15 protein-coding genes are annotated in these 13,854 nt (G+C 62.5%); 8 read left to right on the top strand and 7 right to left on the bottom strand.

Annotation, left to right across the window (positions count from 1 at the left end; all coding sequences use genetic code 11):
• The first annotated feature begins 159 nt into the window (after positions 1-159).
• The 3 genes from GVL04_RS14810 to GVL04_RS14800 are packed head-to-tail and all read left to right on the top strand — an operon-like array spanning position 160 to position 5,377.
• Complete coding sequence (locus tag GVL04_RS14810) at positions 160-1,893, top strand: ABC transporter ATP-binding protein (protein ID WP_159705903.1); 1,734 nt, start codon at positions 160-162, stop codon at positions 1,891-1,893.
• Entirely contained in the window at positions 1,890-3,863 is a 1,974-nt protein-coding gene (locus GVL04_RS14805; RefSeq protein ID WP_159705901.1) for an ABC transporter ATP-binding protein, read from the top strand. The genes GVL04_RS14810 and GVL04_RS14805 overlap by 4 nt, the downstream gene beginning before the upstream one ends.
• Entirely contained in the window at positions 3,860-5,377 is a 1,518-nt protein-coding gene (locus tag GVL04_RS14800; protein ID WP_159705899.1) for a CCA tRNA nucleotidyltransferase, read from the top strand. The genes GVL04_RS14805 and GVL04_RS14800 overlap by 4 nt, the downstream gene beginning before the upstream one ends.
• On the opposite strand, the gene GVL04_RS14795 is transcribed toward GVL04_RS14800, so the two are convergent.
• Positions 5,355-5,927 (bottom strand): MOSC domain-containing protein, encoded by a 573-nt coding sequence (locus GVL04_RS14795; RefSeq protein ID WP_159705897.1) that lies wholly within the window; start codon positions 5,925-5,927, stop codon positions 5,355-5,357. The two genes, GVL04_RS14800 and GVL04_RS14795, sit on opposite strands and share 23 nt — an antisense overlap.
• A 64-nt stretch (positions 5,928-5,991) precedes the next feature.
• Here GVL04_RS14795 and GVL04_RS14790 point away from each other — a divergent pair, with 64 nt between their 5' ends.
• Genes GVL04_RS14790 through GVL04_RS14780 form a run of 3 tightly spaced genes read left to right on the top strand, consistent with a single transcriptional unit; the run spans position 5,992 to position 7,451 of the window.
• Positions 5,992-6,429, top strand: a complete 438-nt coding sequence (locus GVL04_RS14790) for a hypothetical protein (protein ID WP_159705895.1) — start codon at positions 5,992-5,994, stop codon at positions 6,427-6,429.
• The gene (locus GVL04_RS14785) at positions 6,426-6,617 is read left to right on the top strand and encodes a helix-turn-helix transcriptional regulator (RefSeq protein WP_159705893.1); all 192 of its coding nucleotides are present in this window, start codon (positions 6,426-6,428) and stop codon (positions 6,615-6,617) included. The genes GVL04_RS14790 and GVL04_RS14785 overlap by 4 nt, the downstream gene beginning before the upstream one ends.
• A gap of 54 nt (positions 6,618-6,671) precedes the next feature.
• Positions 6,672-7,451, top strand: coding sequence for an alpha/beta fold hydrolase (locus GVL04_RS14780; RefSeq protein ID WP_159705891.1), 780 nt, complete (start codon positions 6,672-6,674; stop codon positions 7,449-7,451).
• Here the strand turns inward: GVL04_RS14780 and GVL04_RS14775 are convergent.
• Positions 7,448-8,047, bottom strand: coding sequence for a TetR family transcriptional regulator (locus GVL04_RS14775; protein ID WP_159705889.1), 600 nt, complete (start codon positions 8,045-8,047; stop codon positions 7,448-7,450). The two genes, GVL04_RS14780 and GVL04_RS14775, sit on opposite strands and share 4 nt — an antisense overlap.
• Positions 8,048-8,127: 80 nt before the next feature.
• Between GVL04_RS14775 and GVL04_RS14770 the strand changes: the two genes are divergently transcribed.
• Complete coding sequence (locus GVL04_RS14770; RefSeq protein ID WP_159706008.1) at positions 8,128-8,907, top strand: SDR family NAD(P)-dependent oxidoreductase; 780 nt, start codon at positions 8,128-8,130, stop codon at positions 8,905-8,907.
• Here GVL04_RS14770 and GVL04_RS14765 read toward each other — a convergent pair.
• Positions 8,902-9,381 (bottom strand): NUDIX domain-containing protein, encoded by a 480-nt coding sequence (locus GVL04_RS14765; RefSeq protein ID WP_159705887.1) that lies wholly within the window; start codon positions 9,379-9,381, stop codon positions 8,902-8,904. The two genes, GVL04_RS14770 and GVL04_RS14765, sit on opposite strands and share 6 nt — an antisense overlap.
• A gap of 447 nt (positions 9,382-9,828) precedes the next feature.
• Here GVL04_RS14765 and GVL04_RS14760 point away from each other — a divergent pair, with 447 nt between their 5' ends.
• Complete coding sequence (locus GVL04_RS14760) at positions 9,829-10,992, top strand: hypothetical protein (RefSeq protein ID WP_235036302.1); 1,164 nt, start codon at positions 9,829-9,831, stop codon at positions 10,990-10,992.
• Positions 10,993-11,066: 74 nt separating this feature from the next.
• On the opposite strand, the gene GVL04_RS24540 is transcribed toward GVL04_RS14760, so the two are convergent.
• The 4 genes from GVL04_RS24540 to GVL04_RS14745 all read right to left on the bottom strand — a co-directional run bounded on the left by GVL04_RS24540 (position 11,067) and on the right by GVL04_RS14745 (position 13,808).
• On the bottom strand, positions 11,067-11,243 hold the full coding sequence (locus GVL04_RS24540) for a hypothetical protein (RefSeq protein ID WP_200846855.1): 177 nt from the start codon (positions 11,241-11,243) through the stop codon (positions 11,067-11,069).
• A gap of 5 nt (positions 11,244-11,248) precedes the next feature.
• Positions 11,249-12,382, bottom strand: coding sequence for a glycosyltransferase family 2 protein (locus GVL04_RS14755; RefSeq protein ID WP_159705883.1), 1,134 nt, complete (start codon positions 12,380-12,382; stop codon positions 11,249-11,251).
• Between the two features lie 243 nt (positions 12,383-12,625).
• Positions 12,626-12,796 (bottom strand): hypothetical protein, encoded by a 171-nt coding sequence (locus GVL04_RS14750; protein WP_018778796.1) that lies wholly within the window; start codon positions 12,794-12,796, stop codon positions 12,626-12,628.
• Positions 12,797-12,977: 181 nt separating this feature from the next.
• Complete coding sequence (locus GVL04_RS14745; RefSeq protein ID WP_159705881.1) at positions 12,978-13,808, bottom strand: oxidoreductase; 831 nt, start codon at positions 13,806-13,808, stop codon at positions 12,978-12,980.
• Positions 13,809-13,854 lie beyond the last annotated feature (46 nt).

The raw sequence follows: 13,854 nt of genomic DNA, 5'->3' as shown, positions 1-13,854 counted from the left end.
TTGATCTCCTGTGGTGTCCGGGCTGATTACTATCTCGACGATATGGGTCCGCAGCCAAGAGAGGGAGTCACTGGCAATACCCCTCATCTCCCTCTAGTTGCCCGCAGCAACCAGACGTAAACTGGCCTTCGGTTCACAACGCTTTGGCTCGGAGTCCGCATGCTGTGGAAGGTACTTGTTCGTTTCCTGCGGCCGCATCAGCGGCTGTTGATCGCCGTCGTCGTCTTCCAGCTGGCGCAATCCATCGCGTCGCTGTACCTGCCCACGCTCAACGCCGACATCATCGATCACGGCGTGGCCACCGGGGACACGGACTACATCCTGCGCATGGGCGGCCTCATGCTGTTGATCACCCTCCTGCAGATCGCGTGTGCCGTGGTTGCGGTGTATTTTGGCGCGAAGGCGGCCATGGGGATGGGCAGGGATCTCCGCGACGCGATCTTCAGCAGGGTGGGGGAGTTCTCGGAACAAGAGGTCACCCGGTTTGGGGCGCCGTCGCTGATTACGCGCTCCACCAACGACGTCCAGCAGGTGCAGCAACTGGTGCTCATGTCATGCACACTCATGGTGGCTGCTCCCATGCTGAGCATCGGCGGTGTGATCATGGCCGTGCGGCAGGACGCGCAATTGTCGTGGCTGATCGCGGTCTGCGTGCCGGTGCTTCTGGTTGCCGTGGGGCTGATCGTGACGCGGATGGTGCCGCTGTTCCGCAAGATGCAGGTCCGCATCGACGCCGTGAACCGCGTCCTGCGCGAGCAGCTCACCGGTATCCGCGTGGTGCGTGCCTTCGTCCGGGAGGACATGGAGGCCTCCCGGTTCGCGAAAGCGAACGACGACGTCACGGACGTTGCGCTGCGGGCCGGACGTTTGATGGCGCTCATGTTCCCTGTGGTCATGTTGGTGATGAACGTTTCGAGCGTGGCGGTGATCTGGTTCGGTTCGTTCCGGATCGAGGACGGCTCCATGCAGGTGGGAACCCTCATCGCGTTCCTCAGCTACCTCATGCAAATCCTCATGTCGGTCATGATGGCGACGTTTATGGCCGTAATGATCCCGCGCGCGTCCGTGTCTGCCGACCGCATCGGCGAGGTGCTGGAGACCGAATCAAGTGTCCAGCCGCCGTCGAACCCTGTTACCGGCGGCCTCCGCCGCGGCGAGTTGGAAATGCGCGACGTCGGATTCGCCTACCCGGGTGCCGAACAGCCGGTGTTGAGCGGGGTTGCTTTCACGGCCCACGCGGGCCAGACCACGGCAATCATCGGCAGCACGGGCGCCGGTAAAACCACGTTGGTGAACCTCATGCCACGGCTGTTCGATGCTACGTCCGGGTCCGTTCGAATGGACGGAGTGGACGTTCGTGAGCTGCACCCGGACCTGCTCTGGGGGCACATCGGCCTGGTGCCGCAGCGGCCCTACCTGTTCTCCGGGACAGTCCGCAGCAACCTCCAGTACGGCAAGCCCGACGCCACCGACGACGAGTTGTGGCAGGCACTTTCCGTGGCGCAGGCCCGGGATTTTGTTGAGGAAATGGAGGGCGGTCTGGACGCGGCGATCTCGCAGGGCGGCACCAACGTTTCGGGCGGTCAGCGGCAGAGGCTCGCCATTGCCCGGGCGCTGGTGAAGCAGCCGGAGCTCTACATCTTTGACGACTCCTTCTCCTCCTTGGACACCGCCACCGACGCCAGGCTCCGGCAAGCCCTCAAACGCCATACCAACGGAGCCACGCTGGTCATCGTCGCCCAGCGGGTCTCAAGCATCGCCGATGCGGACCAGATCTTAGTGCTCGACGACGGCAGAATCGTTGGCCGCGGAACGCACGAGGAGTTGTTGGAGACGTCCGGGACGTACAGGGAAATCGTGTCCTCCCAGCTCGCTGCGGAGGAGGCCGCATGAGCGCCGTATCAGCCGGCCCGCGCGGTCCCCAGCGGCCAGCGATGGGGCCAGGCCGCGGCGGACCGTTCGCCGGCATGAACATTCCGGCGGAGAAGGCGTCCAACTTTGGTCCCTCGGCCCGGCGCTTGCTGGGAACGCTTCGTCCGGAGCGGTTCTGGCTGATCCTGGTGCTGGTGTTTGCCGTGGTCAGCGTCGCCCTGTCCGTGATCGGGCCGAGATTGCTCGGCGAAGGCACCAACCTGATCTTCGCCGGCGTCGTCTCCAAACAGTTGCCCGCGGGTGTTTCCAAAGCCGACGTCATCGCAGGGCTGCGCGCCTCCGGTGATGACAGCAAGGCGGACATGCTGGGCGCCATGACCCTGACGCCCGGCGTCGGAATCGACTTTGCTGCGTTGGCCTCGGTGCTGCTCTGGGCGCTGGCGCTTTATGTCCTGGCCTCAGCGTTCGGTTGGATGCAGGCGTACGTGCTCAACGGCGTCGTGCAGAGGACCGTCTACCGCCTCCGCGAGCGGATTGAAGCAAAAATCCACCGGCTGCCCCTGCGCTATTTCGACTCCATCCAGCGCGGTGAGCTGCTGAGCCGGGTGACCAACGATGTAGACAACATCTCCCAAAGCCTCCAGCAATCCATCAGCCAGGTGGTGTCTTCCCTTCTGACCGTGGTGGGTGTGCTGGTGATGATGTTCCTGCTCTCGCCCCTGCTGGCGCTGATCGCATTGGTGACCATTCCGCTGACCCTGGGGACCACCCTGTTCATCGCCAAACGCTCGCAGAAACTGTTCGTGGCGCAGTGGAAGAACACCGGCGAACTCAACGGCCAGATCGAGGAAACCTACACCGGGCACGCGCTGGTGAAGGTGTTCGGACGGCAGAACGAGGTCCAGGAGAAGTTCCGGGCGAAGAACGGCGAGCTGTACCAGGCCAGCTTCGGGGCGCAGTTCGTGAGTGGGCTGATCATGCCGGCCATGACGTTCATCGGGAACCTGGTTTATGTAGGGATCGCCGTGGTGGGTGGCCTGCAGGTGGCCTCCGGCTCCATGCAGCTGGGCGACGTCCAGGCCTTCATCCAGTACTCGCGGCAGTTCACCATGCCGCTGGCCCAACTCGGGTCAATGGCGAACATGCTGCAGTCCGGAGTTGCCTCGGCGGAGCGGGTGTTCGATCTACTGGATGAGGAGGAAGAGTCAGCTGAACCCGCTCCTGTTCCTGGATCCGGTCCATCGCGTGGGCGTCTGGTGTTCGAGAACGTGTCCTTCCGGTATTCGCCGGACAAGCCGTTGATCACGGACCTCAGTTTGATCGCCGAACCGGGGCAGAGCATCGCGATTGTTGGGCCAACGGGCGCGGGAAAGACCACCCTCGTGAACCTAATGATGCGCTTCTACGACTTGGACTCAGGACGGATAACGCTCGACGGCGTGGACATCGCCTCGCTCTCGCGGCAGGAACTGCGCTCGCGGATGGGGATGGTCCTGCAGGACACGTGGCTGTTCGGTGGGACGATCCGCGACAACATTGCCTATGGTCGGCCTTTGGCTTCGGAGGCCGACATCATGGAGGCCGCTCAGGCGACGTATGTGGACCGTTTCGTGAAGTCGCTGCCGGAGGGCTATGACACCTTGCTTGATGACGAGGGCGGCAACGTTTCGGCCGGTGAGAAGCAGTTGCTCACCATTGCGCGTGCCTTCCTGTCCCGGCCGTCGGTATTGATCCTGGACGAGGCCACCAGCTCCGTGGACACCCGGACCGAAGTATTGGTGCAGAAAGCCATGAACGCCCTGCGCTCGGACCGGACCAGCTTTGTGATCGCGCACAGGCTCTCCACCATCCGCGACGCCGACCTCATCCTGGTGATGGAAGCCGGACAGATCGTGGAGCAGGGGACCCACTCGGAACTGCTGGCCGCGGGAGGGGCGTACTCCCGACTCTACGAGGCCCAGTTCGCGGCGCCGGCGGCTGAAGAGGTTTGAGCTCTCCTAAGGACCTGAGGACCATCGCAACAATTCCTGAGCTCATCCACCTCACCCCCGAAGCACGGCTGGTTCTCGATTCCCTGCGCGCTGCCGGAGGTCGTCCGCTGATTGTTGGGGGCTCCGTCCGGGACGCGTTGCTTTCGCGTGCCAGCGGTGCGTTGGTGGATTCGAAGGACATCGACATTGAGGTCTACGGGTTGACCACGGCTCAGGTGTCGGCAGCGTTGCCGGGACACGTCATGGAGGTGGGGCAGCACTTCGGGATTGTTTCCGCGACAGTGGATGACCAGGTCTTCGATGTTTCGCTGCCTCGCCAAGCGTCTGAGACCGAGGCCTTTGCCCGGCGGGACTTCACCATCAATGCCATGGGATGGGATGACTTGAGCGGGAAGGTCGTGGATCCCTTTGGGGGAGAGGCTGACCTGCAGGCTGGAATCCTTCGTCACACCAGCGCTGCGTTTGGCGATGACCCGCTCAGAGTGCTGCGGGCCATGCAGTTCAGCGGTCGGTTCGGATTCGAACTGGTTCCGGAGACGGCAGAGCTGTGCCGCAGCCTGGCGCCGGCATTTGTGGATCTGCCCAAGGCCCGGATCTGGGGTGAGTTCTACAAACTGGCGTCGAAAGGGACGTTCATCTCCAAGGCTTTGGAGACTCTGTTCGCATCCGGCTGGGAGGGCCACTTCCCGGAGTTGGCTGCCGCCCGGGGTGTCCCGCAGGATCCGGAGTGGCACCCGGAAGGGGAAGTACACATCCACCTCGGCTTGGCTGGCGACCAAGCAGCCCGGATCGCCCGGCGCGACAATCTGGGTGCCGACGAAACCGCGGCCCTTGTGCTGGCCGCCATCACCCACGATTTCGGCAAGGCTGTGTCCACCACGATCGATCCGAACGGCAGGATCACGTCCAACGGACACAACGTCACGGGAGTTGCGCCTGCGCGGAGTTTTCTTCGCCGGGTCGGAGCGCCTGGGCGATACGAAGACAAGGTCCTGCCACTCGTCCGGGAGCACATGTGCCATACACCCGAGGGCCGTCAAGGAACCATCAGTGACTCGGCAGTCCGTAGGCTGATGCGACGACTGGACCAAGCGAACGGCGGACCGTCCATGAAGGACTGGGTGCGCCTGGTGGAAGCCGACAAAGAAGGCCGTGGAGCCGGTGCTCGCCAGGGCGTCAATCACCTGCCTACGTGGCTCGCGAAGGCAGAACGGCTGGCCAAGGAGCCAGTGGTGGGCACCACTTTGCTCAAGGGTGCCAGCCTGGCGGCGGCGTATATCCCGCGTGGACGGTTGTGGCAGTTCGTTATTGAGCAGAGCCGGGACGCGCAAGACGATGGTCTTTTCAGCGACGAAGTGGGTGCCGCTGCCTGGCTGCATGCCAACCGGGACGTCGTGGTCGCTGAAGCACTGCGAAGACTGGACAAATTCCAGACCACGGAGAAGGGGAAGAAGGCGATGCGCGAAATGAGGCGCGGGAAACAACGGGGAGTTACGGCAACCGGGAGGGTCTGAGCACGTTCGCTTCACCGGCCTTGCTTGGATCCAGCGGCACTGGGCTGACCAGCACCGCCGGGCCGCGATTCAGAAGGCCTCCGGAAATCACCTGGCAGCGCACGCCCCCGCGTCCCCGCATTGCCTTATGGGCGCCGGGCGCCAGCATTTCGTCCATCCAGGCGCAGGGGTGGGCAGGGCGTCCTGCCTTCAATCGCACCACGTCCCCGCCGGACTCCAGAGCGAATTCATGGCCAAGCAGTGGAGCCAGCTCGGCTCCCCGCACCACAACGTTCCGTCGGGTCAGCAAGGGATCGAACGGCCCAGCTCCGAGTTCCGCGGCGATCGATTCCAGAGCCTCCACGGCAATAACCGTCACAGCCGCATCCATGTGGGCGGCCTTGCCAAAAAACCTGTCGCCAACAATCCCTTTGCCAGCCACCAGCTCCGCCTGCTCCGCGTCTGTGGTTGGGACATCCGCGGCTCCTTCGCGGGCGCGGCCAAAGTAGGCGTGGGCCGGCGACACCAAAAGGTGCAGCACCTCGACGTCGTACCTGTACTCGGTGGTCATCCCCCAACGCTAGCCCTCGGACGCAACCATTGCCCCGAAATGTAAAGGGTGCTTTACTTCAGACATGAGTAAAGTACCCTTTACATCGAGACGTGCGCCGGTCCACCACTATGTCTTGGCCGTCATCCTCGGCGCCATACTCACCATCGCCGTTTCCGTCCTGGTGGGAGTATCAAACCCGGGCGATTTCTGGCTCGCGGCTGGGATCGGAGCCCTCTGCTCCGCCTACCCTGCAATGTCGCTCGGCGCCCGGGTCTTCGTATCGAACAACACCGTCACCCGCGACGCCCGCGGAGAGCAGAGTGTCGAGTTGCAGTGGATGCGCCAAGCCGGGGCCGGAGCCTTCCTGGACGTGTTGGTGGCCACGATCGTTGCTGTCCTGGTGCTGGTCATCGGGCGGTTCACGGTTGATGCGCTTCCGGTCCTTCTCGGCCTCGTTGTGTTGAGTGCCTTGGATGCGGGAGTTCGTTACTTGGTAATTCGCTACCGGGCGTTGAAGTGAAGAACAACCTCGCCGAGCGCCGGACCGGACGCAACTGGACCCAGGCTGACCTGGCGGCTGCGCTCGGTGTTTCCCGGCAGACGGTGATCTCCATAGAGCGGGAGAAGTTTGACCCTTCGCTGCCCTTGGCCTTCCTGATCGCAAGGACCTTCGACTGCGCCATTGAGGAGATCTTCACTGCTGATTGATGCACTGTGGCCCACACCGCAGCGCTTTGGCCGCCGCCCCGATACTGTGGCACCGTGAACTTTGCGGAAGCCCCGGACGGCGCCGAACTCGTCTGGACCGAGGCTGGCGAGGGCGAACCACTGTTGTTGATCGCCGGGCAGGCGACATCCATGGATGGTTGGGGCCCGACGGCGGAACTGCTGTCCCGCTATTACCGCGTCATCCGGTTCGATCACCGGGGGATAGGGCTCAGTGGGAAGGGCGACGCCGAGCGCTACACCACCAGACTGCTTGCCGAAGATGCTGCATCCGTGCTGAAGGCGGCAGATGTGGATTTAGCACACGTGTACGGCCACTCGATGGGCGGGCGCATCGGCCAGTGGTTGGCCATCGACCATCCACAGAGAGTCAACACCCTGATCCTCGCGGCCACGAGCGGAGGGAAGTGGCCTGACGCTGCAACCCGGCCGAACGAAGCAGCCATGGAGGCTTTGGTCAGCGGGGATATGTCCCGGCTGGAGCCCCTCTTCTTTGACGTCGATTGGGTCCGCGCCAATCCGGAGTCCGCACACACTTTCTTCAACTCCAGTGCGTCGGCGTGGGCCAAAGCCCGGCACTTCAAGGCCAGTCGCGAGCACGATGCGTGGAGTGATCTCGGCTCCATTAAGGCCCCCACGCTGATCCTCCACGGCGCCGAGGACGCGCTGACCCCCTTGTCCAACGGGCTCCTGCTCCGCGAGCACATTCGCGGTTCGGTACTCGTGCGCGTGCCCGGAGCGAGTCACGGCTTGCACTTGGACCACCCCGAGACCGTCGAGTGGATCCGGCAGTTCATCGCCAGGAAGGCCCGCTAAAGGCCTGGAACCCTCAACACCTCGAGCGCAGCCATCAAATAGGGCACTGGATCCGGATCTGAACCGGCGGCCCATTGCATCCACGCCTCGAAGGTCGCGGCAAGGTATGCGGCACTCAAGTAGCGTGCCGCCGAATCGGAAAGGCCGTTCTCGATGAGGAAGCCCAAGGCCCTTTCGCGCCGTGGCGCCAAAGATTCGTAACTACGGCTGGTTAGTTCCGGGTGCTCGGCGATCAAGCGGAGGCGCCCGCGGGTTACCGACAGGTCCGGAATCACGGCGACTCCGGCGATCGCTGCTTCACGCAACCCAGCCAGCACGTCGCCGTCGGACTTTCCCTGCCTGTGGAACGAGCCGAAGGCGAGCGTCGACGCCTCGATCACAGGTTCGGTGCCGCCCCAGACGAGATCCGCCTTGCTGGCGAAATAGCGGTAGAGGCTCTTGCGGCCGATGCCGGCAGCACGGGCGATGTCTTCCATGGAGGTGTTCTCATACCCGTGCTCGGCGAACAAGTCCAAGGCGAGTCCGGCCACAGCATCGGGGTCGATGGTGGCTGGACGACCGCTGGCGCGCGGGGGCTTGGCATCTTCCGAAGTCATCCCTCCAGTATTCACTCTTACATAATGACACAGAGTGTCATAAGATGGTTGAACCACCCAGCAATCATCGGAAGGACATCATGGGCAACGACGCTTCATGGCAGGAGGCCACCACCTCGGGCCGCTTTGCCGGCAAGACCATCATCGTCACGGGCGCGGCTTCGGGCATCGGCCAAGCCACTGCCCTGCGCATCGCCAAGGAAGGTGGCAAGGTCATCGCGGCCGATATCAGCAAGGAACGTCTGGACGCCCTGGTGGAGGAGAACAGCGGCCTCGACCTGGTTCCCGTGGCGGGTGATATCTCCACTGAGGAAACCGTAGCCGCTGTCCTGGCTGCCGCAGCCGGACGCGTGGACGCCCTGGCCAACGTTGCCGGCATCATGGACAACTTCGCCCCCATCCATGAGGTGGATGACGAGCTCTGGGAACGTGTGTTCCGCATCAATGTCACCTCCCTCATGCGCCTGACCCGCGCGGTGGTGCCGCTCATGCTGGAAGCCGGAACCGGTTCTGTTGTCAACGTTGCATCCGAGGCAGGCCTGCGTGGTTCTGCTGCCGGTGCCGCCTATACAGCGTCCAAGCACGCCGTGGTTGGCCTCACCAAGAACTCGGCAGTGATGTATGGACCCAAGGGACTGCGCTTCAACGCAGTGGCCCCCGGCCCCACCATCACCAACATTGTGGCCAATTGGGGATCGCAGCTCGCTGCCGAACGGCTTGGCCCCTTGATGCAGGCGACTGTTCCGACTCCTGCCACCGCAGCACAGCTGGCCGCGTCCATCACGTTCTTGCTCAGTGAGGACGGCACAAATGTCAACGGCGCCATTCTGGCGTCCGACGGCGGCTGGTCGGCTCTATAGGGATTGCCCGCCAAGGTGCCGGACCAGCGCGTCCACTATGGGCAGTTGTCCTTTGACGAGTTTGGTCCGGGCCTCGGTCTCTTCAAACCAGCGGGCGTCGTCGATCTCCGGGAAATCCTGGATGACACCTGACCCTTTGGGCCATTCCATGGGGAAGGTGTTACTGAGGATCTGCTCTGGCTGAAAGTCCTGGGCTTCGGCGGTGAATGCAGTGATCAGCTTTCCGGAAGGCTGCCGGAAAACCCCTAATAATTCGTAGTTGGCAGCCGGTGGTGGGGACCCTATTTCCTCTGTGAATTCGCGTTTCGCGGCAACCAAAGGCTCCTCATCCTCAGGAAACTCACCCTTTGGAATGGACCATGCATGCTGGTCTTTCCTCGCCCAGAAGGGGCCACCCATGTGGGCGATCCATAGCTGCAATTCACCGTGGCCCCCGGTCCTGTGGAGGAGGATACCTGCGCTGCGGATGGCCATATGTCTTCCTGAACGACGTGCTGCCTGCGATAAGGACGGATCTGTCAAGAGTACTGCGGGGATACGCCACCGTTATCCAATTGGTGTTGAAACACTCATCTTGCATGCCTATTTCGCTTCCTGCAGCGTCCTGCCTAATTGATAATCGAGGAGTTGCACGTTCCTCGGGGGTGGAACGTGACTGCGGTCTTCGGCAATTTGCCGGAGGCGTTCTGGGCGCATCAGCAGGAGGACACAGCTATGGCATTGTCAGTGAGGCTCCTTCCACATGGGGGAAGAAAAGTAATGGGTTTGGCCGTCGTTATGGCGGTAGGTTTATCGATGTTCACGGGGATTGGTTCCGCGCAAGCCGCGGATACCACTCCCATGGCCGAAGATCCCGGGCCTGTGGGCAGCTTTGCTTGGAAAGGGTTCAATTGGCAGAAGCGATTTTGGGGTGGGGCGCCCATGTACAACGCGAGTTGGGATGCCAACAACGTGAGCAATCCGGACGCCAACGGCTACGTCAAACTCTCCATCACCAACCCCACCGGATCCGCTCCGAAGGGCGCAGAGTTCCAGTCGACCCGTGAAGGGTTCGGCTACGGCACGTACAGCACCACGGTGGAGAAGGATGTCAGTGCGCTCCAAAAAGAAGTTGTGTGGGGTTGCTTGTTCACCTACGACCCTGCGGCGGAGCCGGGGTACACGGAGATCGACCTTTGTGAAGCATCAGCTTGGGGTGGAGGGGCCGCCTACGGTGAAGACTGGCCGGTAACCCAGGGTCACGGGTACTGGTTCGATGCCACAAAACCTCCGGGCCAGGGCAACAACACCGTCACGTTTGATGTCACGAACGCCCCGATTCTCACCCACAGGATGGTCTGGGAGCCGGGCAAGCTGACCTTCGAGACGTTCGCCGGCGAGGGCTACAGTGGGACCCTTCTGAAGAGGACCGTCCTGACGGGATCCACGGTTCCGCTTCCCGCCAACGAACAGATCCACTTCAACCTTTGGGTAACTGGCGGCGGTGGTGGGGATGCGGCACACGTTGCCTCTGAGACCGTCACTATTCGCGATTTCTCCTTTGTTCCGGGCATTCCGCTGACAGCTCCGACTCCTACGGTGTCCGGTACAACCGCCGTAGGCTCAACGCTGACGGCAGCCCCGGGAACCTGGACAACAGGAACTGCCTTGAACTACCAGTGGTACAGGAACGGGGCGGCGATCTCCGGAGCTACCGGCTCCACCCGCGTTCTGGCGGCTGCCGACCAAGGCACCAAACTGACAGTGCGGGTCACAGGTACCAAGTCCGGCTACGCAACAACCACTAAGGAATCGGCCCAAACGGCCACAGTGGTAGCGGGCACCCTGGTGGCACCCGTACCGACCATCACCGGAACGTTGACAGTTGGCTCCACGCTGACCGCCAACCCTGGCACCTGGACCTCCGGAACCACCTTGGCCTACCAGTGGTACAGGTCCGGTGTGGCCATCTCCGGGGCGACGGCTAAAACCTACGTGCTGGTGAGCGCTGATCAGGCGGACACCATGAGCGTTCGGGTCACAGGCACTAAGGCGGGCTACACCACAGTGGCCAAGACCTCCGCAAGCACCGCACCAGTGACATAGACGCGGATACAACAAACCCGCAGTTGTGTCGCGCTGGGGGGAAAAGCGACACAACTGCGGGCATGTTGGGCTTGTTAGTTCTTCTGTGCCCGGACCGGCACAATCCTCTTGATGGCGAGTCCCAGGGCCAGCATGGCGAAGGCCGCCAGTGCGAACCAGAAGAGGTCTCCGGCTCCGGTCGCTGCGAGTGTTCCTGAGCCCATTCCGGCCGCGGTGACACCGGTGAGGGGAGCTACTGGGTTGTTGTACATGACTGCTACCAAACTTTCTTGCGGTTGAGTGCTGCATCCAGGTAGGCCTTGGCGTGGACAGCCTGGAGGAAGATATCGATGACGGTTTCGTACATGGTTGCGGCCAGCAGCATGTGCCTCCAGCCGCGGAAACGCACGGTGACCACTCGTTCCAGGACGAAGATGCCGGTGACAGCGATCCAGAACGGGTGAAGGTTCAGGCCCATTCCGGTGGTCAGGGCGAAGATGATGGAGCCGAAGTAGGCCAGGGTCACAATGACGCCGATCATGGACAGGAACTGGCGGCCCCAATACGGCCTGGTGATCTTGGTCCACCCGTACTGCACGCAGTTCTCCACGGCGCCGCGCTTCCACCGGAGCCGTTGGGCCCACAGTTCGCGCCAGGTGGGCATGACCTCGGTGACCAGGGTGCAGTTGGACGGGGAGGCAATGCGGTATCCGAGGGTCAAGAGGGCGAAGGAGAGCTCGTTGTCTTCGGTCAGGACTGAAGTGTCGTAGACGCCGCCTTTGCCGTTGCCGGCAGGAAGTGTGCCCTCCAGCCGGGCTGCGACCACGTCGCGGAGTGTCTTGACGCGGAACAGGGCTGCTGTTCCGGTTACCACCAGGCACTTGCCGTGGAGTCGCTTGACGTCCCTGGCATAGCGGGCGTATTCGTTGCGCTGCAGGTGCCCGACGAAACCTCCGCCAGGTCCACCGCTGAACACTCCGCCCACGGCGCCGAGCAGTTCGTCGGTCAGAAGGTTCGTCGTTGCATTCTCGATGAAGTCCAGGGCGAGCTGCGAGTCGGCATCCTGAACCAGGACCAGGTCCTCGGGGTCAGCGTCGGGAAGAAGCTCGCTGAGCGCGAAGTTCAGGGCACCGGCCTTCTTATCCTTGTTCCCCACGGTGCGGATGACTTCAGCGCCTTGGGCCAGTGCCAGAGTTTCGGTGTCGTCGGTGCAGTTATCCGCCACGACGATGATGCGGTCCGGACGGCGGGTCTGGTTGTTCAACGAGGTAAGGGTTTCCGTGATGCCGGCCGATTCATTGTGGGCCGGAACCAGGACGGTGACCACTCCGCCGGCTGCACGGTGGGATCCGCGCGGCGCAGCAGCGGTGTCCGGAGCAGCTGTGTCGGCGGCCGTGATTTCCGTGAGCATTGTGATCCCTCCGTTCGTGCGTTGAAGTGTTGACTCACTTAGAGTTCCAATGCGAACGCAAGATCTGGGGAGGGAAACCGTCAAGGAAGTCTCAAGGTTTGCTCAGGACTTCCTTGATGGCGTCACGAACGGGGGTTTAGGACCACTTGAGCGGTTTGAGCGCCTCCGGGGGACGCGCCTTAAACGCAAGAGGACGACGCCGGTAAGTACCGGCGTCGTCCTCTTGTGTTTGCGGTGAACTGCTTAGCGGCTCAGGCTCACGGTGAAGGTTTTGGGACCGCTGAGGGTGACTGCGATTCCGCAGTTTTCTGCAGCTGCCCGGTGTGAGAGGGACTGGATGGCGGCATCGATGGTGTGGTCGATGGCCGACTTGTCCCAGATTTTCAGCGTAATGGAGTCAGTATGTGTCGTCATTGTCAGTACTTTCACTCAGGCCGTTAACAGCCCCAAGCCTCTTCGCCCGGGGCCGCATCCTCGTCGGTGAGGATTGCTGATTCAGCTTGTATGGGAAACGAATTCCCTCATTCATGGTTCATGGTGCCCACCACGGTTGACAAGCGAATCCGGCCAAGTGTGACCGATTACACGTTGCTGGTTACTCTGTGTAACCCGTACTGACACTGAGCTCCCGCCAATGGTCTACCTCGGCCCGCTGGGCTTCCTCAACTGCATCGAAGGCCTTCGCGGCGTCTTCCCCCAGGAGCAGGAACGCGGGCGTTTCGTCGGCTTCGACGGCGGTAATGATCGCAGCCGCAGCCTTGTCCGGGTCGCCTTGCTGCGTGCCGTGGACGGTGTCGTGTTCCTTGCGGCGCTTGCCTGCAGTGTCGGCGTAGTCGGCGATTGCCTCGGCTGACTGCGTGAGGGACCGCCCCGCGAAGTCGGTCCTGAAGCCACCCGGTTCCACCACGGTGACGGAGATGCCAAGCGGCTTCAATTCCTTCTGCAGGGAGCCGGACAGGCCCTCAAGGGCGGCCTTGGAAGCCGAGTAATAGCCGGAGCCGGGAGGAGAAATGCGGGCACCAATCGAGGAGATGTTCACGATTGCGCCGGATCGCCGGGAACGCATCCCCGGAAGGACAGCCTTGATCATGGCGACGGGACCGAAGACGTTGGTGTCGAACAGGCTGCGGACGTCACCGTCGTCGCCCTCTTCGACAGCCGCGCGGTACCCATAGCCGGCGTTGTTGACCAGGACGTCGACCGCTCCGAAGCGTTCCACGCCCTGCTGTATGGCGGAATCAACCTGCGACTGCTGGGTGACGTCGAGCGCCACAGCGAGTGCCGTCGTGGGGAATTGCGATGCGAGGTCTTGCAGCGTCGAGGTGTCGCGGGCAGTGATGACGGCGTTGTCGCCGCGAGCGAGGACAGCCTGCGCCAGTGCGCGGCCAAGTCCGGTGGAGCAGCCTGTGATGAGCCAGGTAGTCATGATGTTCCTTTTCCTAGGGGACCATTCCATTGGAACGCTACTCCTT

This window comes from Arthrobacter sp. 18067 (assembly GCF_902706295.1).
In the GTDB taxonomy this organism is placed as follows: Bacteria; Actinomycetota; Actinomycetes; order Actinomycetales; family Micrococcaceae; genus Arthrobacter.
Note: the sequence above shows the minus strand (reverse complement) of the source record. Positions and strands in the feature narration are given on the sequence as shown.

Bases quoted from the DNA above. Each gene is read 5' to 3' on its own strand.
- GVL04_RS14810 (WP_159705903.1), top strand. From the start codon at position 160: ATGCTGTGGAAGGTACTTGTTCGTTTCCTGCGGCCGCATCAGCGGCTG.
- GVL04_RS14805 (WP_159705901.1), top strand. From the start codon at position 1,890: ATGAGCGCCGTATCAGCCGGCCCGCGCGGTCCCCAGCGGCCAGCGATG.
- GVL04_RS14795 (WP_159705897.1), bottom strand. From the start codon at position 5,927: ATGACCACCGAGTACAGGTACGACGTCGAGGTGCTGCACCTTTTGGTG.
- GVL04_RS14790 (WP_159705895.1), top strand. From the start codon at position 5,992: ATGAGTAAAGTACCCTTTACATCGAGACGTGCGCCGGTCCACCACTAT.
- GVL04_RS14775 (WP_159705889.1), bottom strand. From the start codon at position 8,047: ATGACTTCGGAAGATGCCAAGCCCCCGCGCGCCAGCGGTCGTCCAGCC.
- GVL04_RS14770 (WP_159706008.1), top strand. From the start codon at position 8,128: ATGGGCAACGACGCTTCATGGCAGGAGGCCACCACCTCGGGCCGCTTT.
- GVL04_RS14765 (WP_159705887.1), bottom strand. From the start codon at position 9,381: ATGGCCATCCGCAGCGCAGGTATCCTCCTCCACAGGACCGGGGGCCAC.
- GVL04_RS14760 (WP_235036302.1), top strand. From the start codon at position 9,829: ATGTACAACGCGAGTTGGGATGCCAACAACGTGAGCAATCCGGACGCC.
- GVL04_RS24540 (WP_200846855.1), bottom strand. From the start codon at position 11,243: ATGTACAACAACCCAGTAGCTCCCCTCACCGGTGTCACCGCGGCCGGA.
- GVL04_RS14755 (WP_159705883.1), bottom strand. From the start codon at position 12,382: ATGCTCACGGAAATCACGGCCGCCGACACAGCTGCTCCGGACACCGCT.
- GVL04_RS14750 (WP_018778796.1), bottom strand. From the start codon at position 12,796: ATGACGACACATACTGACTCCATTACGCTGAAAATCTGGGACAAGTCG.
- GVL04_RS14745 (WP_159705881.1), bottom strand. From the start codon at position 13,808: ATGACTACCTGGCTCATCACAGGCTGCTCCACCGGACTTGGCCGCGCA.